Annotated in this window: 15 protein-coding genes; 8 read left to right on the plus strand and 7 right to left on the minus strand. The window is 64.8% G+C overall.

Annotated elements, in window-relative coordinates:
* The first annotated feature begins 107 nt into the window (after positions 1-107).
* Complete coding sequence (locus DXH78_RS09915; RefSeq protein WP_245416787.1) at positions 108-1,574, plus strand: hypothetical protein; 1,467 nt, start codon at positions 108-110, stop codon at positions 1,572-1,574.
* An 18-nt stretch (positions 1,575-1,592) separates the two neighbouring features.
* Here DXH78_RS09915 and DXH78_RS09920 read toward each other — a convergent pair whose 3' ends face one another.
* The 5 genes from DXH78_RS09920 to tsaA all read right to left on the minus strand — a co-directional run bounded on the left by DXH78_RS09920 (position 1,593) and on the right by tsaA (position 6,237).
* Entirely contained in the window at positions 1,593-1,901 is a 309-nt protein-coding gene (locus tag DXH78_RS09920; protein WP_115516877.1) for a YMGG-like glycine zipper-containing protein, read from the minus strand.
* Between the two features lie 153 nt (positions 1,902-2,054).
* Positions 2,055-3,707 carry a DUF4403 family protein gene (locus tag DXH78_RS09925; protein WP_115516878.1) on the minus strand — a complete coding sequence of 551 codons (1,653 nt, stop codon included), beginning with the start codon at positions 3,705-3,707 and terminating at the stop codon, positions 2,055-2,057.
* 84 nt (positions 3,708-3,791) lie between these two features.
* The gene (locus tag DXH78_RS09930) at positions 3,792-4,718 is read right to left on the minus strand and encodes a ketopantoate reductase family protein (protein WP_115516879.1); all 927 of its coding nucleotides are present in this window, start codon (positions 4,716-4,718) and stop codon (positions 3,792-3,794) included.
* Between the two features lie 113 nt (positions 4,719-4,831).
* On the minus strand, positions 4,832-5,605 hold the full coding sequence (locus DXH78_RS09935) for a L,D-transpeptidase (protein ID WP_115516880.1): 774 nt from the start codon (positions 5,603-5,605) through the stop codon (positions 4,832-4,834).
* Between the two features lie 137 nt (positions 5,606-5,742).
* Positions 5,743-6,237 (minus strand): tRNA (N6-threonylcarbamoyladenosine(37)-N6)-methyltransferase TrmO, encoded by a 495-nt coding sequence (gene tsaA / locus DXH78_RS09940; protein WP_115516881.1) that lies wholly within the window; start codon positions 6,235-6,237, stop codon positions 5,743-5,745.
* 181 nt (positions 6,238-6,418) lie between these two features.
* Here tsaA and DXH78_RS09945 point away from each other — a divergent pair, with 181 nt between their 5' ends.
* The 6 genes from DXH78_RS09945 (at position 6,419) to DXH78_RS09970 (ending at position 16,835) form a co-directional block, all read left to right on the plus strand.
* Positions 6,419-7,429, plus strand: coding sequence for an ArsR/SmtB family transcription factor (locus tag DXH78_RS09945; protein WP_115516882.1), 1,011 nt, complete (start codon positions 6,419-6,421; stop codon positions 7,427-7,429).
* Positions 7,429-8,340, plus strand: a complete 912-nt coding sequence (gene metF / locus DXH78_RS09950; RefSeq protein WP_115516883.1) for a methylenetetrahydrofolate reductase [NAD(P)H] — start codon at positions 7,429-7,431, stop codon at positions 8,338-8,340. The genes DXH78_RS09945 and metF overlap by 1 nt, the downstream gene beginning before the upstream one ends.
* A 17-nt stretch (positions 8,341-8,357) precedes the next feature.
* A complete protein-coding gene (gene metH / locus DXH78_RS09955) occupies positions 8,358-12,104 on the plus strand; it encodes a methionine synthase (protein ID WP_283805617.1) in 3,747 nt (1,248 codons plus the stop codon).
* A gap of 186 nt (positions 12,105-12,290) precedes the next feature.
* Positions 12,291-13,610, plus strand: coding sequence for a GGDEF domain-containing protein (locus DXH78_RS09960; protein ID WP_147292607.1), 1,320 nt, complete (start codon positions 12,291-12,293; stop codon positions 13,608-13,610).
* A gap of 618 nt (positions 13,611-14,228) precedes the next feature.
* A complete protein-coding gene (locus DXH78_RS09965; protein WP_115516885.1) occupies positions 14,229-15,203 on the plus strand; it encodes a Bug family tripartite tricarboxylate transporter substrate binding protein in 975 nt (324 codons plus the stop codon).
* Between the two features lie 159 nt (positions 15,204-15,362).
* On the plus strand, positions 15,363-16,835 hold the full coding sequence (locus tag DXH78_RS09970) for an extensin-like domain-containing protein (protein ID WP_115516886.1): 1,473 nt from the start codon (positions 15,363-15,365) through the stop codon (positions 16,833-16,835).
* 6 nt (positions 16,836-16,841) lie between these two features.
* Here the strand turns inward: DXH78_RS09970 and ubiA are convergent, their stop codons facing one another.
* Complete coding sequence (gene ubiA / locus DXH78_RS09975; protein WP_115516887.1) at positions 16,842-17,762, minus strand: 4-hydroxybenzoate octaprenyltransferase; 921 nt, start codon at positions 17,760-17,762, stop codon at positions 16,842-16,844.
* Positions 17,759-18,484: a hypothetical protein gene (locus tag DXH78_RS09980; RefSeq protein ID WP_115516888.1), complete on the minus strand. Its 726-nt coding sequence runs from the start codon at positions 18,482-18,484 to the stop codon at positions 17,759-17,761. The genes ubiA and DXH78_RS09980 overlap by 4 nt, the downstream gene beginning before the upstream one ends.
* A 159-nt stretch (positions 18,485-18,643) precedes the next feature.
* Between DXH78_RS09980 and DXH78_RS09985 the strand changes: the two genes are divergently transcribed.
* Entirely contained in the window at positions 18,644-19,420 is a 777-nt protein-coding gene (locus DXH78_RS09985; protein ID WP_115516889.1) for a 16S rRNA (uracil(1498)-N(3))-methyltransferase, read from the plus strand.
* Positions 19,421-19,731: the final 311 nt, after the last annotated feature.

Below are 19,731 nucleotides of genomic sequence, written 5' to 3' on the forward strand. Positions count from 1 at the left end.
AGCCTTTGTTCCAGGCCATTTACTCTCGGTTATCGCTTCGCGGATTTAATGGCCTCCGTTCGCCCGCGCTCGCATGGCGGGAGCTGACGCTTTCAGAGGGCCTTGCCGTGGTCTTTCCATCCGCCGACGCCAAGCGTCCCGGGTTTTCCGCGCTGCGCGCGGTTCCAGCCTCTGTGGCTTGGCCCGTGGCGGTGGCGTCGCTGATGTATGTGATGTTGCTGGCGCTGGGCGGCAAGCTGCTCAACGACGCCGACACCTACTGGCAGATCGCGCTCGGCGACTGGATGATCGCCAACCGCGCCGTGCCGCATGTCGATGTCTATTCCTGGACGATGGCGGGCGAGCCGTGGATCTCCAGCCAGTGGCTGGCGCAGGTGATCTTCGCCGCGGTTTACAACGCGGTCGGCTGGAGCGGCGTCGTCGCGATCAGCGCGCTGGCGATCGCGTCGGCCTTCGGCCTGCTGGCTTATCATCTGATGCGGCATCTTGCCCCGATGCCGGCGCTGGTCCTCACCGTGGCCGCCTTCGTGCTTGCCGCGCCGCATATGCTGGCGCGGCCCCACGCGCTGGCGCTGCCGGTGATGGTGCTGTGGGTCGCGGGGCTGGTGCGCGCCGCCGATGAGAAGCGCGCGCCGTCATTCTGGCTGCTGCCCCTGATCGCGCTGTGGGCGAATCTGCATGGCGGCTTCACCTTCGGTCTGTTCCTGATCGCGCCGGTCGCGCTCGAGGCGCTGATCAATGCAAAGGCGCAGGAGCGGATGCGGGTGGTGCTGCGCTGGGCGTTGTTCGGCGTTGCCGCGCTCGCCGCCGCGTGCATCACGCCCTACGGGCCGGAGTCGATTCTGGTGACGCGGCGCATTCTTGGCCTGGGGCCGGCACTGGCGCTGATCGGCGAATGGCAGCCGGAAAATTTCGCCAGGCTCGGCGGTCTGGAAATCTGTCTGCTCGCGGCGATCGGCTTTCTGCTCTATCGCCGCATCACGCTGCCGCCGGTGCGCATCCTCGTTGTGCTCGGTCTCGTGCATATGGCGCTCAGCCAGTCGCGCAGCGGTGAGATGCTGGGCCTTGTTGCGCCGCTGTTCCTGGCCGCGCCTTTGGCGCCGCAACTTGGCGGCCGTGCCGCCGGCGATGCGAAGCCGCTCTATACGGCCGCCGCCGCGGCGCTCGTGCTGTTCGCCGCGGTGATGAGCGTGGTTCTGCCGCTGTCGCTGCGTTACTCACCGCGCGCGGAGGTGTCGCCGGCCGGCGCGGCTGCGGCGGTGAAGGCATCCGGCCGGACGCATCTGCTCAATTCCTACGACTTCGGCGGCTATCTGATTGCACAGGGCGTCAAGCCGTTCATCGACGGTCGCACCGAGCTCTATGGCGCAGATTTCTTCCTGCGCCACGATGCCGCGGTGAATCTCAAGAATGTCAGCGTGTTCTACGATCTGATGCGGGCACGCGATATCGACGTCACCTTGCTGGCGCCGTCGACGCCGGCGGTCGGTCTGCTCGACCGTATGCCGGGCTGGACGCGCGTCTATGCCGATGACACTGCCGTCGTGCATGTGCGGACGGACGCCGCGCGCTAGCCGCGGCCGTTGCGCTGCTCAGTAGCAGTAGTTCCGCGACACGCGGTGATAGCTGCCATCACGATGTTTGCGCCAGCAGCGACCGTCGTACCAGTAGTAACGGCCGCGGGGCTCCATCTGCGAACCGATCGCGGCGCCGGCAGCGGCACCAATGATGCCGCCGGCGACAGCGCCGCCGGCCTTGCCGGTCGCAGCGCCGCCGACGACTGCGCCGATACCGCCGCCGATGATCGCACCGCCAATGGTATTGTTCTGCGCCGCTGCCTGCCGCACGGGCAACAAAGCGAGCAACGCCAAGACTACCAGAACACCGACCTTCCGAACCATGGATTTGACCCTCCGAAACCCATCCGCAGAGATTTGTAGAGCATATTCGGAGGGCCCGCCATTGCGTTCGACTCGCTGCCCCCCGCAATGACAAAGGGAGACATCGCAGCGATGACGACGGCGTCGGGGCTCACGAATACAAAGTGAGCCGAATTACATCCTCGGCAATTGCGTGACGCTGATCCGTGCCGTGCCTTCGGCTTCGGCGATGATGCGCAAGGTGTTGGAGTCGAAGGCGATGCCGTTGAGGCGGAGGCTGTTGATCGCGGTATCGACCGCGACGCCCTGGCCGGCCTGCCGGAAGTCGGCCATCGCCTCGCCGATTTTCTTCTTGGCATCGTTGAGGAAGGGCGTGAGATCGATCATGGCGTTGTCGGCCAGAGCCTGTTGCAGGTAGGGCATGGCCGCACGCGCCGCGGTGCCGAGCAGGCCGTACGCCGCTTCCGTCTCCACCGCCAGCGAGATGTCGGTGAGGCGCAGAATCTGCGTTTGCGGATCGAGCTTCGGGCGGCCCCAGATATCGACATCGGCCTCGGCGCCGAAGCCGAACCAGCTCTTGCGCTCGCGTGCCTTGACACGCAGCGAGATCAGCAGGCGATCGTCGGCCGCGGCCAGAGAGGCACGTAGCACCTCGACTTCGACCGCCGCGCTTGCGTCTTCGGGGAAGCGCTTGCCCTTCAATTGGGCGTTGATCAGCTTGTTGAGCTCGGTGAACGGCACGTCGATCGGCACGCCGACTACCAGCTTGCCGTTTTCCATCGGCGGCACGAGTTCGAGCGACGCCGGGAACGGGCAGGCCGGCTTGGTCGCCTGCGCCAGGATGCGCGTCTCGGCCTGAACGCCGATCACCAGCGTGACGTTTCGCGCATCGATCTGCGGCTGCGCGGCAGCGGCGCGCACCGGCTTCATCTCCAGCCACAATGCGGGCAGGCCGGTATTGCCGCCGCCCAGCGGAATCGAGCGGCACATCTTCTGCCACTGCTCGCGCGCCGTCACTTCGACGATCGGATCGTTGCGGATGCGGCCTTCGAAATTGGCCACCTGCTGGTTCACCTGTTGCTCGATCAGGGGCTTGGCCTCACCGGCCATGTTGAGACGAATGCCGGCGATGTTGATCGCGCTGTCGGCAACGCTGATCTGCGCCGCGAGATTGGGATGAACGCGCCAGTTGGTGGCGAATTCGGGCCGCGAGCGCACGGTGACCTGGCTGCGCAATTCGACGTTCTGATCGAGCACGCGGCCAGCCAGTCCGCCGATAGCCTTGTTGAGATCGCCGCCGAGCTGGCCACCGCCAAGCAGGCCGCCGAGCGCGCCGGCGACGCCGCCGGTCAGGTTGCCGGCGGCCGCGCCGAGTTGGCCGGTAATGTGCAGATTGCCGGTCAGCGGCGTGTTGACGGTGAGTTCACCGGCGCGGCCGCTTACCGCCATGTTGCCGCGATTGACCGTGAGGCCGATGTCGGCCTTCTGCAGCAGGCCGCTGACCGGATTGCCGCTCTGACCGGAGAAATTGCGCGGCGTCGAGGCTTCGATCGAACGCTGGATGGCGTCGATCGACACGGCCACCGGCGCGATCACGTAAGACGGACGCGACAGCGGCGGTAATGGCGGCAACGGCTCGAGCTTGGCGGCGACGCGGCTGGCTTGATTGGCCGGCGGAAAGAAGCGGTCGAGCGCCCACAAGGTGGCGGCGAAGAACAGCGCCACGACGATGAGCGCGCCGGCGATCACGCGGAAGCGGCGCGACCGGCCGAACCACCGCAGCGGTGCGGTGATCACATAGAAAATGGCGTCGAAAATTCGTCCCATCGGTCCGCTCCGCTCGATTCGTCGCGTGCGGATTTTAGGCCGATGAGCGGCGCGTGACCAGCAGCGCGGCTGATCAGGTTTGTGTCACGAAGGCCGTCCCATCCGGTGCAGCTTCAGCACGTTCCAGACCACGTCGCTCGCCGGCGTTGGGATGCCGGACGCGCGGCCCAGCGCACGCACCTTGCCGCCGAGCCAGTCGAGCTCGAGTCGGTTGCCGCGCTCGAGATCGTGCGCCATCGAGGCTTTCATGCCGGGCTCGATCGTGCCGGCGATCTGCGCCATGCGCTCGTCGATGAATGCGTGATCGAGCGCGACGCCTTTGGCGCGGCCGACGGCGTAAGCTTCCTCCATCAACTGCCTGAAGAAGTCGCGCAGGTCCGGATCGGCGGCGATCGGTCCGATCGATGAGCGGAAGGTTGCGGTCGCGCCGGACATGGCGGTGAGGAAAATGAATTTCTGCCAGCGCTCGCGTTCGATGTCGCTCGAGAGTTCGAGGCTGAGCCCGGCCGCCTTGCCGGCGGCGACAAAGGCGTCGAGCGTCGCATCCGGCTTCTTGTCCGCGCGGCCGAACACCATGCGCGCGAAGGCGCTGGTGTGTTTGATGACGCCGGGCGCGGCAATGGTGGTGGCGATGTAGGTGACGCCGCCCACGGTCTGCTCCGCACCGAGGATCGGGGCAATGCGCTCGACGCTGTCGACGCCGTTCTGCAAGGTGATGACGCGGGTCGCGTCATTGACCAGCGGCTTCGTCAGTTCGGCGGCGCTTTCGGTGTCCCAGAGCTTGACGGCGAACAGCACGACATCGACGGGGCCGACGTCTTTCGGATTGTCGGTGACATTGACCTTGGGCAGATGCAGGTCGCCATGCACGCTCTCAAGCTTCAACCCGTTGGCCTTGATGGCCGCGAGATTGGCGCCGCGCGCGATAAAGAAGACGTCGTGCCCGGCGGCGGCAAGCCGCGCGCCGAAGTAACCGCCGACGGCGCCTGCCGCCATTGCCGCAATCCGCATGATGAGGCTCCCGCATTCATGTACGGGTGTGGCTATAGCATGCGCGCGCAAAAAAGAGCCCGGCGAAACCGGAAGGTTTGCCGGGCAGTTTTGGGAGGTTCAGTCGAAAACGTTCAGTAAATCCCACGCGGGCGGATGGTCTGCCATGTGCGCTCGGCCGGGCCGGGGGCCGCCGACGCATAGGATGACGTGGCTTCGTCCGAGAGCGCCGACACAGTCTGCGGCGCGTCGCGACGGGCGCGCGCTTCGGTGGTCTGCGGCAGCACAATCACCTTGGCGCCGGTCTGCACGCGATCATAAAGGTCGATGACGTCGTCGTTGGTGAGGCGGATGCAGCCGGACGACACGTTCTTGCCGATGGTCGACGGATCGTTGGTGCCGTGAATGCGGTACATCGTGTTGCCGATATACATGGCACGGGCGCCGAGCGGATTGCCGGGACCGCCAGCGGTGAAGCGCGGCAGATAAGGCTGGCGCTCGATCATTTCGGCCGGCGGATGCCAGTCCGGCCACTCGGCTTTGCGCGACACCTGCTTCACGCCCGACCAGGTGAAACCTTCGCGGCCGACGCCGATGCCGTAGCGCAGGGCCTTGCCGTTGCCGAGCACGAGATAAAGATAAGTGTTCGGCGTATCGACAATCACCGTGCCGGCGGCTTCGCGGGTGGCATAATCGACAATCTGGCGCTGCAGCCGCGGATCGAGCTGCGCATCCTCATTGCCGAGCTGGTCGTCATATTGAAGGTCGGGCGAAAGCTGCTGCGGCGCGGCCTGCATTTGCGGCGGCGCCAGGAAAGCGACTTGCGACTGCGCGTGAGCGGCGCCCGACAATGCGAGCGCGGCGATCAGCGCGGCGAGCGAACCTGCGGTCTTAATGTTGGTGAACATCTTACCCTCCGAACACGAAGTCGCGTGTCATTCGTGTAGGCAAGTACGAGGGTGGGGGCTGTGTTCCCCATCACAATGCGGTCAAATATGCGACAAAGCAGGGAACCGGCTGCAATGATTGGCGTTTTGGCGCGGGATCATTTCCGCGTGTGCCACCCGACCACGGCGTCCGGCGCGCTGTCGGTTGAGGCAAAGTAGGGTTTGATGTCCAGCAGCGGCGTGCCGTCGAGGCAGTCCAGCCCGACCACGCTCAGTTTGTTGCCGTCGACATCGTTGAGCTTCACCACGCTCATGGCGATCGGGTTGGGCCGCGCCGGCGAGCGCAGCGCAAAGGTGCCGCGCTGGACCCCGTATTGGCCGGGCACCTGCCGCACCAGATTTCGAGGCGCCTTGTCCATCCAGTAAAGCAGCACGAGGTGGCTGCAGGTCTCGACCTCCTTGAGGGCCGGGACCCATTGCGGGTCGAGTTCGACGGTGCAGACCGCGTCGGATGCGCGGGCGTTCTTCGGGCAGTCCTTGCGCTCCTTCCAGGGGGTGCGGATGCGGCCAATGAAATAGACCCCCGCGTCGAAATCGGCCGGCAGGTCGACCGTCACTTCGCCCTCGCGGACGCCAAAATCGGGATTTGCCATGGCGGTCTCTTCCTCGTCATTCCGGGAGGAGCATAACGCCCCGTTCACCCTCGCCCATACCATCCGTTGGGGACGGCGGGTACCGCCCTTGCGGGGCCACATTTAAGCGTATAAAGATATCCTTATGTGGTGGGAGCCCGCCCAAGCCGGGAATGCTCCCGAAAAAGCCAGTTCGGACACGATGCCCCAGACGCCGCAGAGCCACCTCGGTTTCGACGCCCTTAACGCGGTCCTCAAGGCCGCCGGGGAGGAAACGCGGCTGCGCGTGCTGGCCTTGCTCGCCGAAGCGGAACTGACCGTCTCCGACCTCACCGACATCCTGCGCCAGTCGCAGCCGCGCATTTCGCGGCACCTCAAGCTGCTGGTCGAGGCCGGGCTGATCGAGCGATTCCGCGAAGGCACCTGGGCATTCTTTCGCCTCGCCGAGCATGGCGAGGCCGCCGAGGTCGCGCGTGCGCTGCTCAGCCATCTCGATCCCGCCGACCGTACGATCACCCGCGACCGCGATCGGCTGACCTCGGTGCGCAAGGCGCGCGCCGCCGCGGCGCAAGCCTATTTCCGCGAACACGCCGCCGACTGGGACCGCATCCGCAAGCTGCATGTCGCCGACGAAGCGGTGGAAGCCGCGATTATCAAGGCGCTGGCCGACAAGCCGTTCAGGTCGCTTCTGGATCTGGGCACCGGCACCGGTCGCATGCTCGAACTGTTTGCGCCGCGGATCGAACGCGGCCTTGGCCTCGATCTGTCGCCGGACATGCTGCTTCTCGCCCGCGACCGGCTTGAGCGCGGCGGTCTGAAGAATTGCAGCGTGCGTCAGGGCGATCTCTACGACCTGCCGCTCGCCGACGACTCCTTCGATGTCATCATCCTGCATCAGGTGCTGCACTTCCTTGACGACGGCGGCCGCGCCATCCGCGAAGCCGCGCGCGTGCTGCGGCCCGGCGGCCGTCTGCTGGTCGTCGATTTCGCGCCGCATGAACAGGAATTCCTGCGCGAGCAATTTGCGCATCGCCGTCTCGGCTTTTCGCCGGAGACGGTGACGCAATGGATCGTGCAGTCCGGCCTTGAGCCGATGATGCACAAGAGCCTCCGGCCGCGGCCGGGCTCTGCAGGCAAGATCGCCGTGTCGTTGTGGCTGGCGCGCGATGTCCGCGCGCTGATGGCGCAGCCGGCGAAGCGAGAGGTGGCGTAATGATCAGTCAGTTGCGTCCGAGCCGGTTCATGCCGGCCGGTCATAATCGCATCGATGTGTCCTTCGAGTTCTTCCCGCCCAAGGACGAGGCGATGGAAGCCACCTTGTGGGACGCGATCACCCGCCTGGCGCCGCTGATGCCGCAATTCGTTTCGGTGACCTATGGCGCCGGCGGTTCGACCCGCGAGCGCACGCACGCCACGGTGAAGCGCATTCTCGCCGAAACCGCGCTGACGCCCGCCGCGCATCTGACCTGCGTCGCCGCCACGCGCGAGGAAATCGACGGCATCGTGCGCAATTATCACGATGCCGGCGTGCGCCATCTGGTGGCGCTGCGCGGCGACCCGATCACCGGCGCCGGCGACAAATACACGCCGCATCCGGGCGGCTACGAGAACGCGGCGGCGCTGGTTGCCGGCATCAAGCGCATCGCACCGGATTTCGAGGTGTCGGTGTCGGCCTATCCCGAACGGCACCCGGATTCCCCGACGCTCGAAGCCGATATCGACACGCTCAAGCGCAAGGTCGATGCCGGCGCGACGCGGGCGATCACGCAATTCTTCTTCGAGAACGATCTCTACTTCCGTTATCTCGATCGCGTGCGGGCCCGGGGCATCGACATTCCGATCGTGCCCGGCATTCTGCCGGTGCAGAATTTCGGCGCCGCCAGGAATTTCGCGGCGCGCGCCGGCGCCACCGTGCCGGCCTGGCTGGCCGAACGTTTCGCCGGGCTCGATCACGATCCGGCGACGCGCAAGCTGATCGCCGCGGCGGTCGCTGCCGAGCAGGCGATCGATCTCCTCGATCGCGGCATCACCTCGTTCCACTTCTACACCATGAATCGCGCCGATCTCGTCTATGCGATCTGTCATCTGCTGGGTCTGCGCCCACAGGTGCAGGAGGCGGCGTGAATCAGGAGTTACGTGACGTGACCGAGTCCAAGCCCAGCACCCGCGATCTCCTCGCCGTCGCCATGCGCGAGCGCATTCTTGTGCTCGACGGCGCCATGGGCACCATGATCCAGGAACTGAAGCTGGACGAGCAGGGCTATCGCGGCGCGCGCTTCGACGCGTGGAACCGCGAAGTGCGCGGCAACAACGATCTGCTCAATTTGTCGCGGCCGCGCGCCATCCGCGATATTCACTACAAGTATTTCAAGGCCGGCGCCGACATCGTCTCGACCAACACGTTCTCGTCGACGACCATCGCCCAGGCCGACTACGGCATGGAAGGCATTGCCTACGAGCTCAACGTCATGGGCGCGCGGCTGGCGCGCGAGGCGGCGAACGACGCCGAGGCCGAAGATGGCGTGAAGCGTTTTGTCGCCGGCGCGCTCGGACCGACCAACCGCACCGCGTCGATCTCGCCGGACGTGTCGAACCCCGGTTACCGCGCCGTCACCTTCGACCAGTTGCGCACGGCTTATGGCGAGCAAGTGCGCGGGCTGCTCGACGGCGGCGCTGATCTCCTGCTGATCGAAACCATCTTCGACACGCTCAACGCCAAGGCGGCGATCTACGCCATCGAGGAAATTCTCGCCGAGCGCAATCTCGATCTGCCGGTGATGATTTCCGGCACCATCACCGATATGTCCGGCCGCTTGCTGTCGGGACAGACGCCGGCGGCGTTCTGGAACGCCGTGCAGCATGCGCGACCGATCACGGCGGGTCTCAACTGCGCGCTCGGCGCGAAGGAAATGCGCGCGCATATCGAAGAGCTCGGCCGCGTCGCCGATACATTTATCTGCGCCTATCCGAATGCCGGCCTGCCCAACGAGTTCGGCTATTACGACGAGAGCCCGGAATTCATGGCCGAGCTGATCGAGGAATTCGCCTCGGCCGGTCTCGTGAATGTCGTCGGTGGCTGCTGCGGCACCACGCCGGATCACATCGCGGCGATTGCCAAGGCGGTCAAGCCGCACAAGCCGCGCGCGCTCCCCGAGATTGCGCCGCAGCTTCGCCTGTCGGGGCTTGAGCCTTTCGCGCTGACGCCGGAAATTCCATTCGTCAATGTCGGCGAGCGCACCAACGTCACCGGGTCGGCGAAATTCAGGAAGCTGATCACCGCTGGCGACTATACCGCCGCGTTGGCGATCGCGCGCGACCAGGTCGAGAACGGCGCGCAGATCATCGACGTCAACATGGATGAAGGCCTGCTCGACTCGGAAGAGGCGATTAAGACCTTCCTCAACCTCATCGCTGCCGAGCCGGATATCGCCCGTGTGCCGGTGATGGTCGACTCCTCCAAGTTCTCCGTCATCGAGAATGGGCTCAAGTGCCTGCAAGGCAAGGCGGTGGTGAACTCGATCTCGATGAAGGAGGGCGAGGAGTCTTTCGTCGAGCACGCGAAGGTCGTGCGCCGCCATGGCGCCGCCGTCGTCGTCATGGCCTTCGACGAGAAAGGCCAGGCCGATACCTTTGCGCGCAAGACCGAGATCTGCGCGCGCGCCTACGACATTCTGGTGAACCGCGTCGGCTTTCCGCCGCAGGACATCATTTTCGATCCGAACATCTTCGCCATCGCCACCGGCATGGAGGAGCACAATAACTACGGCGTCGACTTCATCGAGGCGACGCGCTGGATCCGGCAGAACCTGCCGGGCGTGCATGTGTCGGGCGGCGTATCGAACCTGTCATTCTCGTTCCGCGGCAATGAGCGCGTGCGCGAGGCGATGCATTCGGTGTTCCTCTATCACGCCATCAAGGCCGGCATGGATATGGGCATCGTCAATGCCGGCCAGATGGCGGTTTATGACGATCTCGATCCCGAGCTGCGCGAGGCGTGCGAGGACGTGGTGCTCAACAAGCGCCCCGACGCCGCCGAGCGCCTGCTGGCGCTGGCCGACAAATTCCGCGGCGCCGGGCAGGAGGCCAAGCAGGTCGACCTCAAATGGCGCGACCAGCCGGTCGAAAAACGCCTCGCCCATGCTTTGGTCCACGGCATCACCGACTTTGTCGAGGCCGACACCGAGGAAGCGCGCGTGAAGCTGCCGCGTCCGCTCGACGTCATCGAAGGCCCGCTGATGGACGGCATGAATATCGTCGGCGACCTGTTCGGCTCCGGCAAGATGTTCCTGCCGCAGGTGGTGAAGTCCGCACGCGTGATGAAGCAGGCGGTCGCTTATTTGATGCCCTTCATGGACAAGGAAAAGGAAGAGCGCCGTCTTGCCGGCGGTGCGCAGGAGCGTTCGTCCAACGGCAAGATCGTGATGGCGACGGTGAAGGGCGACGTCCACGACATCGGCAAGAACATCGTCGGTGTCGTGCTCCAGTGCAACAATTACGAGGTCATCGATCTCGGCGTCATGGTGCCGGCGGCGAAGATTCTCGAAACGGCCAAGGCCGAGAAGGCCGATATCATTGGTCTGTCCGGTCTCATCACGCCGTCGCTCGACGAGATGTGCCATGTCGCGGCCGAGATGGAGCGTCAGGGCCTTGACCTGCCGCTGCTGATCGGCGGCGCGACCACGAGCCGTGTCCACACTGCAGTGAAGATCCATCCGAACTACCGGCGCGGGCAGGCGGTCTATGTGAACGACGCCAGCCGCGCCGTTGGCGTGGCGCAGGCTCTGATGTCGGCCGACAACAAGGCGGGCTATGTCTCCGACGTGCGCGCCGAGTATCGCAGGATCGCGGATGCCCACGCGCGCGCGCAGGAGGACAAGGCGCGGCTGTCGCTGGCCGCCGCGCGCGCCAATGCACTGAGGCTCGACTGGTCCGGGGCTTATGTGCCGCCCAAGCCGAGCTTCATCGGCGCACAGATCATGGCGGACTATCCGGTGGCCGATCTGGTCGGAGTCATCGACTGGACGCCGTTCTTCCAGACCTGGGAACTGTCGGGCCGCTATCCGAATATCCTCGAGGACGAGACGGTGGGCGAGGCGGCGCGCTCGCTCTACAAAGATGCCAGGGCGATGCTGGAGAAGATTGTCGCCGAGAAGTGGTTCAAGGCGAGCTGCGCCTTCGGCTTCTGGCCGGCCAATTCGGTCGGCGACGACATTCATGTCTATGCCGACGAAAATCGCGACAAGCCAGTCCATGTGCTGCACGGTCTGCGCCAGCAGCTCTCCAAGCGCGAGGGACGCTTCAATTCATCGCTGTCGGACTTCGTTGCGCCGCGCGACTCGGGGTTGAAGGATTACATCGGCGCCTTCACGGTGACGGCTGGCATCGGCGAGGATGTGATCGCCGAGCGCTTCAAGCGCGCCAATGACGATTACTCCGCAATCATGGTGTCGGCTTTGGCCGATCGTCTCGCCGAGGCCTTCGCCGAGCGGCTGCACCAGAACGTGCGCAAGGAATTCTGGGGCTACGCGGCGAACGAGTCGCTGTCGAACGAGGATCTCATCGCCGAGAAATATCAGGGCATTCGCCCGGCGCCGGGCTATCCGGCGCAGCCGGATCATACCGAGAAGGGCGCGCTGTTCGATCTGCTGCAGGCCGAGCGCATCGGCGTGAAGCTCACCGAGAGCTATGCGATGTGGCCGGGCGCGGCGGTATGCGGGCTTTATTTCAGCCATCCGCAGGCGGCCTACTTCGGCGTCGGCAAGATCGAGCGCGATCAGGTCGAGGATTATGCGCGGCGCAAGGGCTGGAGCATCGAAGAAACCGAGCGTTGGCTGGCGCCGATCCTCAATTACAATCCGAATGCGGTGACGAGCGAAGTGGCGGCTTAAAGGCCGTCACCTTCAGAGCAGCATTTTCCGGCGCCTCGTCGCGAAAGTACTATCGCTTTTGCCAGCAAGCGGTAGTCGGGTGTTGGCAGAACTCCTAATTTACTGTTTCCGTTTGCGTCTTGTGAACGAGACGCAGATACAAATAATTGTATCCGACGGCCTGCTCATGTGCATCGGAGTTCTTTTTTGATCGGGTTGTTAAAGACAAAATCCCTGCGCTACTGGGTTGGGCTCGGCATGCTCGTCGCGCTGCTGCCGGTCGTTGTATCGGCCACCGGTGGCTACCTGTTGCTCAATTGGGGTGTCATCGCGCCGTTCCACGACGTTTCTTCTCGTCAGCGGCAGCAGGTCATCCCGGCGCAAAAGCTCCGCGTCATGCTTTGGGAAGCGCTGTCGTCGATCGACGAATTCGTCGAAGATCACGATCCGATTCATCTCCCGCCGTATCGCAATCTCCGCACGCAGATTGAGACCACGTTCGCGGAGCTAAGCGGCGCTCTCAAGGACGAGCCGGCCGTTCAGGCGATCCTGGATAGTGCGCGTACCGACTGGACCGCGGCGGAACGCCACGCGACGACTCTGATCTCAGTAGCCCGCCCCGCCGACGATGCCGAAAAGGATGCGATCTTTCACAGATTCCATGGCGGTATCACCGCGGCAAGCGACAAGCTGGCGGCGGTTCATACGCGCATCGCCGCGCGGATAGACGAGGATCACGATATCGCGGTTCGGTTCTATGAAAGGTCGTTGTGGCTCGCGGGAATTGCCGGCGCGCTGTCGATGCTGACGGTCGCCCTTGGTGTACTGATCATCGGCCGCGTCCTGTCGAACAGTGTGGATCGTCTGGTGGATGGTGCGATCCGGTTTGCTGAAGGTGATCGCCGTCATCGAATCCAGATTCAATTGCCACCGGAACTGCATCGCGTCGCCGAAGAGTTCAATCATATGATCGGGCGAATTCATGAATCCGAGGCTGCGCTCGACGAGCTCGCGCACAAGGACAGCCTGACCGGACTGGGCAACCGCCGGGCGTTTGAAGAAGCTTTCGCCGAGGTTCAGGCTGGCATTCAGCGGCACGGAGAAGCAGCGGCGCTTCTTGCGCTGGATATCGATCATTTCAAGCGCACGAACGACACTTTTGGCCATGCAGCCGGTGATGAGGTTCTGCGGGTCATCGCCAAGGCGATGACCAACAACGTCCGCCCCTTCGACAAAGTCTTCCGCGTCGGCGGCGAAGAATTTCTGGTGCTTTTGCCTCATGCCGGGGTCGTGAAAGGACAGGAGATAGCGGAACGTCTTCGGGAAGTGATCGCGTCGCTGCCGATCTCCTTCAATGACAAGATTTTACGGGTATCGGCGAGCATTGGCGTCGTCGAGATCACGCAATCCTCCGGGCATGCCCAGGTTGTGCAAGCGGTGGACGGCGCCCTTTATCGAGCCAAGGAGAGCGGCCGGAACCGCGTGGTGGTGGGCGATGGGCGCGGTCGCGCGGTCGATGCGACGTAATGTCGGTGAGTTCACGCTTGTCCGAATGCGGTGACGAGCGAAGTGGCGGCGTGACGCAATAATAAAAACACCGGAGCGAGCGCGTGCCCCGGTGTTCTGTCTTGAAGCCTCGGCGTTCTAAAAAGCTCCGAAGAGCACAGCGCCGACAAAAGCGAATACGGCGCACACAGCGAGCACGTTCAGGCGCAGAGCGATGTCCATGAGTGCCTCCCTGTTTGACGATGGAGTTGTTTATAACACAGCGGCGATGGCCCCCGAAGCAGATTGCATGTAAATCGCCGAAAAGAAGCGAGCGGCGCCATGCGGATGCGGAATGACTCGTTAAGCGATTGATCGCGCGCTGTTCTTGCTGCCGCTGGCGTAAAAATCGGCAATACTCACCCGGAACATCCTGTCGTTGCGTGGTGCGCCGGCGCCAAACCGGTGCGGAGTGGGCAGCTTTGTGCAGTGCAGAGCCCGTGCGGCGGCGAAATTTGCATAGCACAAGTGCTGTTGCCCGTGCGGCCAGAGGCGGTCTTGACGCCATGCCGGGCGCTGCCCTACCGAGAAGGCTCAGCTTTGCGGTCCTTCTGAATCGGCAACAATCGCGCCGTTCATAAAAAAGTCATCGGAGGAAATATGCGTCGTCTCGGCGTGCTCGCTCTCGCGCTTCTGTCATTCGCTGCGCTCGCTTCGGCGCCGGCTTGGTCGAAAGCGGCGGACTGGCCAACCCGCACTGTGCGTTTCATCATCCCGCTGGGTCCGGGTTCCGGCGCTGATATCACCGCGCGCATTCTTGCCGACAAGCTGCAAACCAAATGGGGCCAGTCCGTCGTGGTCGAGAACCGGCCTGGCGGCGACGCCATCCTGGCGATCAATGCGGTGATCGGTGCAAACGACGATCACGTGCTGCTGTTTGCGCCGGCGTCGACCTTCACCGCGCATCCGCTGCTGCACGAGAAGATGCCATACAATCCGGCCGATCTCGTGCCGATCGCGCGCGTCACCAACACGCTGATTGCGCTCGGCGTGCCGGCCGATCTTGGCGTGTCGTCGATCAAGGAACTGGTGGCGAAGATCAAGGCCGAGCCCAGCAAGCTGAACTATGCCTCGGTCACGGGCGCCAACGATCTGCTTTTTGCCGCGTTTCTGAAAGCCGAGAAACTCGAAATGACGCGGGTGCCGTACAAGGATCCGGTGTCGGCAATCAACGACGTCGCCGAAGGCCGCATCCAGGCTTTCGTCGGCGCCTATGCGATCATGCGTCCGCGCGTCGATGCCGGCAAGGTCAAGGCGATTGCGCTCACCAACGTGCAGACGGCCGAGATGCTCAAGGCAATCCCGACCGCGGCGCAGGCCGGTTACAAGTCGCTGGAGCTCGATGGCCTGGTTGGCGTGCTCGGCCCCAAGTCGGTCGCGCCCGCGGTGCGCGAGAAGATCGCCGCCGATATTCGCGCCATGCTCAACGATCCGGCGATCAATCCGAAACTGGCCGCCACCGGGCAGGTCGTCAATCCGGGTTCGCCGGCTGAGTTCGCTGCGGCGCTCAAGGAACAGAGCGACAAAGTTGGCGAGATCGGCAAGACGCTCGGCATCAAGGCGGCGGGTCAGTAGGACCCGCATCGTGCATGACATGAAATCCGCCCCGGAGACGGGGCGGATTTTTCATGCGCTGGTCGCCTGAGCCCGTCATTAACGGTTCCTTAGCCTTACCGCTTTCCCGCGCGCCAGCCTTGAAGTCTCGTTAAATATACGCGTCGCATTTTACCGGTCATGAAGGCCGGTCCGCGTTTTTTCCTTGGCTGTGGCTTTGCTGCGTTGCTGGCGCTCGCCGGTTGCGGGCGCAGCGGCATGTGGGGCGTCGAACGCGCCGCCTGGCGTGGCCAGGCCGAGGCGCAGTGCATGCAGTCGGGTGCGGTGAAACTCGGCGGCGCCATCGTGCGCGCGGAGCCGATCGAAGGGCCGGGCGTCTGCGGCGCCAACTTCCCACTGAAGGTTCTGGCGCTCGGTGAGAGCAGCCAGAGTTACGGCTACGCCGAAGCCCCACCGCGACCGCCGGGTCGTGTCGGCGCCTCCATGCCGGACTGGCCGGCCGAGCGGGCGCGCCCTGTTCAGCAAGGACCGGCGAATTATGCGCCGCCGGCCGACAACGGTCAGATGCGCTGGATGCAGGGGCCGCCGCCGGCCAATGCGCAACCGGCCGCGCCACAATACAATGCACCTCAGGTCAGCGCGCCGCCGACCTATCAACCGCCGACCTATCAGCCGCCGCGCGCCGCCGAGCCGCGTTCTGCGCCGGTCGGCGCCGGGCCGATGTCGATCTACCCGCCCGGCGTGAATGCGCCGCCGCCCGACGACATCCCCGACGATGCCATCGTGCCGAACAGCCGCCGTCAGGCGCAGCCTGCCTACAATGAACCGCCGCCACGGCAGGCGAGCTACACACCGCCGCCGCTCGGGCCATCTCGCGACTCGCGTTTCGACGCGCCGATCCGCACCGGCGCCATTGCCCCGGCGACGCTGACGCCGACCGCAACATTGTCGTGCCCGATCGTCTCGGCGCTCGATCGCTGGGTGGCGGGCGGCGTGCAGCCGGCCGCCTTGCGCTGGTTCGGCTCGCCGGTTGCGGAGATCAAGCAGATCTCGGCCTATTCGTGCCGGCAGATGAATGGTGCCGGCGGCAGCGGCATTTCCGAACATGCCTTCGGCAATGCGCTCGATATCGCCGGCTTCACGCTCGCCGACGGCCGCAAGATCTCGGTGCAGAAAGGCTGGCGCGGCACACCGGAAGAGCAGGGCTTCCTGCACGACGTTCAACTCGCCGCCTGCGACACCTTCAGCACGGTGCTGGCGCCCGGCTACAATGCCGCGCATTACAACCACATCCACGTTGACCTGATGCGGCGCAAGAGCGGCCGCCGGCCATGCCGCCCCGATGCGATCCCCGGGGAAGTCGTCGCGGCCAAGGCGCGCGCAGTTTACGCCGCGAAGAATGGCAACAAGGAATACACGGGCTCGATCGGCAGCACCGACAAGGACAAGCTCAAGAAAATCCTGGATGCGATCCCCGGCGCCGACGGCCTCGATGATGAGGATGCTGACGATATGGTGACCGGCTCGATCGGCGGTGGACCGGACATTTCCACGGGCGCCGAGGACGCCACTCCGGCGCCGCGGGGGCGCGGCTGGCCGATCGTCGTGCCGCAGCGGGCATCGAACGCGGGGCGCAGCCCGGCGGATTTTTAAGCCTGCTCAGACCGCCGCGTCGATCAGCATGGCTGCGAACAGAAGAAGGCCGGCGTCGCGGTTGGAGCGGAACAGTGTCAGGCACAGCGCCGGGTCGTCGATATCGATGCGGCGAACTTGCCAGCCGAGATGAACGGCGAAGCCGGCGAGGCCAAGCAGCGTGATCCAGCTGGCGCCGGCCATGACGCATGCGATGCCGATCAGCACCACCGCCGCGGAATAAAACAGCGTCAGCGCCTGTTTGGTGTTCTGCCCGAACAACAGGGCGGTCGACTTGATGCCGATCATCATGTCGTCTTCGCGGTCCTGATGCGCGTAGATGGTGTCGTAGGCGATCACCCAGCAGATGGCGCCGGCGTAGAGAATGACCGGGGCCCAATCGAGCCGGCCGAAAGCCGCGGGCCAGCCCATCAGTGCGCCCCATGAGAAGGCGAGACCGAGAAAGATCTGCGGCCAATAGGTGACTCGCTTCATGAAGGGATAGATCGCGACCACGAGCAGCGAGGCGAGTCCGGTCATGACCGTGTAGCGGTTGAACTGCAGCAGCACGACGAGGCCGATGAGGGCCTGCGCGACCAGAAAAATGGCGGCTTGCTTGGCGGTCACCTGACCCGACGGGATCGGACGCGAGCGCGTCCGCTCAACCTTCGCGTCGAGATCGCGATCGACCAGGTCGTTCCAGGTGCAGCCGGCGCCGCGCATCGCGAAAGCGCCGACAAAGAACAGCACGATGTGCGTGAGGCTCGGCAGCCGATCCATGGTCAGGCCGGTGAGACCGACCGACCACCAGCATGGCATGAGGAGCAGCCACGACCCGATCGGCCGGTCGAGGCGGGCGAGCCGCAGGTAAGGACGGAACTGTCCCGGCGCGTAGAGATCGACCCAGTTGCCGGTTGAGTCGGCAACGCGTCCGCCGGTCTCGCTCATCGCGCGAGCGGCGAGCCGCTGAGCGTGTCGAAGGTGCCGCCGCGGCCGGTTTTGATGTTGCCGGAATCCGGCACCGGTGCGCTGAGCGCGTCGCTCAAGGTCGGGCCGGCCGGCTTCGGCGGCGCAGCGGCGACCTCGCAGACGCGGGTGCGGATTTCGGTGGCCTGGGCCTGGCTCTTGGTCAAATTGTCGAGCAGGTCCTTCGGCATGCCGCACGAGGCGGTGTTCGCAGCCACGTATTTGAGAAGCTTGCCCTGGGACGCGGTGTATTCGTTGAACAGCCGGCAGGCGACCGCGGGCGGCACGCGCTTCTTGCCCGCCTGCTCGATGGCGCTGCGCTTCTTGCCCGTGTCCTGGCTGAGTTTGGCGAATTCCTTGAAGCAGGGTGGCTCCTGCTGCTGTTGCTGCATACCCATGGGCGCGCCAAAGCCGGCCGATGGCGGCACGAAGCTCTGTTGTGCCGGGGCCTGCGGTGCCTGTCCTTGCGAAGGTTGCGGGGCCGGCCATGCGCTCGCAGGCGCAGATTGCGTATTGGGAGCCGGCCAGGCACCGGCCGGAGCCTGCTGCGCTTCGGCCTGGGGCTGGGCTGCGGGCCAGGCGCCTGCGGGCGCCGGCTGCTGGGCCTGCGGCGGGGCCGGCCAGGCACTCTGGGCCAGAGCCGGCGCGCCGACGGGAAGCGTGGCAAGGCAGGCAGCAATGGCGAGAGCCCGGCAGCGGCTCATAACTTAATCCTTTCGAGGCGCCGCCGGATTAGGCGGCGGGCTGTTGGCAAGCTTATAACAACTCGCCGAATGCGTCGGGAAGGCGGCATTTTGCGTTAAATCGCCGCCCCGTGATCCGTCCTCCGGCACGTCCGAAATCGAGCCAAAGCCAGTCTGTTCATGCCGCAATACGATTTCCGCACCCCCCGCGTCTATCTCGATACCGCGCTGGCCGCCGGCGCCGAAATTCCACTCGACCGCGATCAGGCGAATCATCTCGGCAATGTGCTGCGGCTCGCCGCCGGGGACGCCGTGCTTTTGTTCAACGGCCGTGACGGCGAATGGGGGGCCGAGCTTACCGGGGCCGGCAAGCGTCTTGCCGTCAGGATAGATCGGCAAATGCGGCCGCAGCCGGAGGCCCCCGATCTCGAGTTCCTGTTCGCGCCGCTCAAGCACGCCCGGCTCGACTACACGGTGCAGAAGGCGGTGGAACTCGGCGTCTCGCGGCTCAGGCCCGTACTGACCCAGCATACCCAGGTGACGCGGATCAATCTCGAGCGCATGCGCGCCAATGTCGTCGAGGCCGCGCAGCAATGCGGTGTGCTCAATCTTGCCGAGGTCGCCGAACCGATCCAGCTCAAGACTGTCGCGTTGCACGATCCCGACAGGCTGCTGATTTTCTGCGACGAGGATGCCGAGGTCGCGGACCCAGTGAAGGCATTGCGCCGTGCCCGACCGCTGCCGAGCGCGCTGGTGCCGGACGAAGCGCTGGCGCCGATGCCGATGGCAGTGCTGATCGGGCCCGAAGGCGGATTTTCCGAAGACGAACGCGCGTTGCTGATGCAGCGGCCGAATATCGTGCGCCTGTCGCTCGGCCCGTTGATCCTGCGCGCCGACACAGCTGCGGTCGCGGCGCTGACATTGGCGCAGGCGGTGCTTGGCAACTGGAGATCGTGATGAGAGGGCAGTTTTATTAAACTGCCGGCGTGGCTGCCGACGCTTTTCGCCGGCAGCCAACGCCGCAACAAACGCTTTTGAACGCAACGCATACAACGCAACGAACGCACGAACATACGCACACAACGCAACGCCGAGGACAAAACGCTTCGGCCGACGGATGTGCCCGTCACAATCACGACGAATCCAACAACACGACTCGATTCGAGCGCGGCGCATCATGCGGCGATGCAAGCCCGTTCACGAGTCCGGGGCGCCGCGAATCTGTGGTCAACTCGCATTGACGGCGGCGAATCTGTGAATCGAAGGCC

Source organism: Undibacter mobilis (genome assembly GCF_003367195.1).
Classification (GTDB): domain Bacteria; phylum Pseudomonadota; class Alphaproteobacteria; order Rhizobiales; family Xanthobacteraceae; genus Pseudolabrys; species Pseudolabrys mobilis.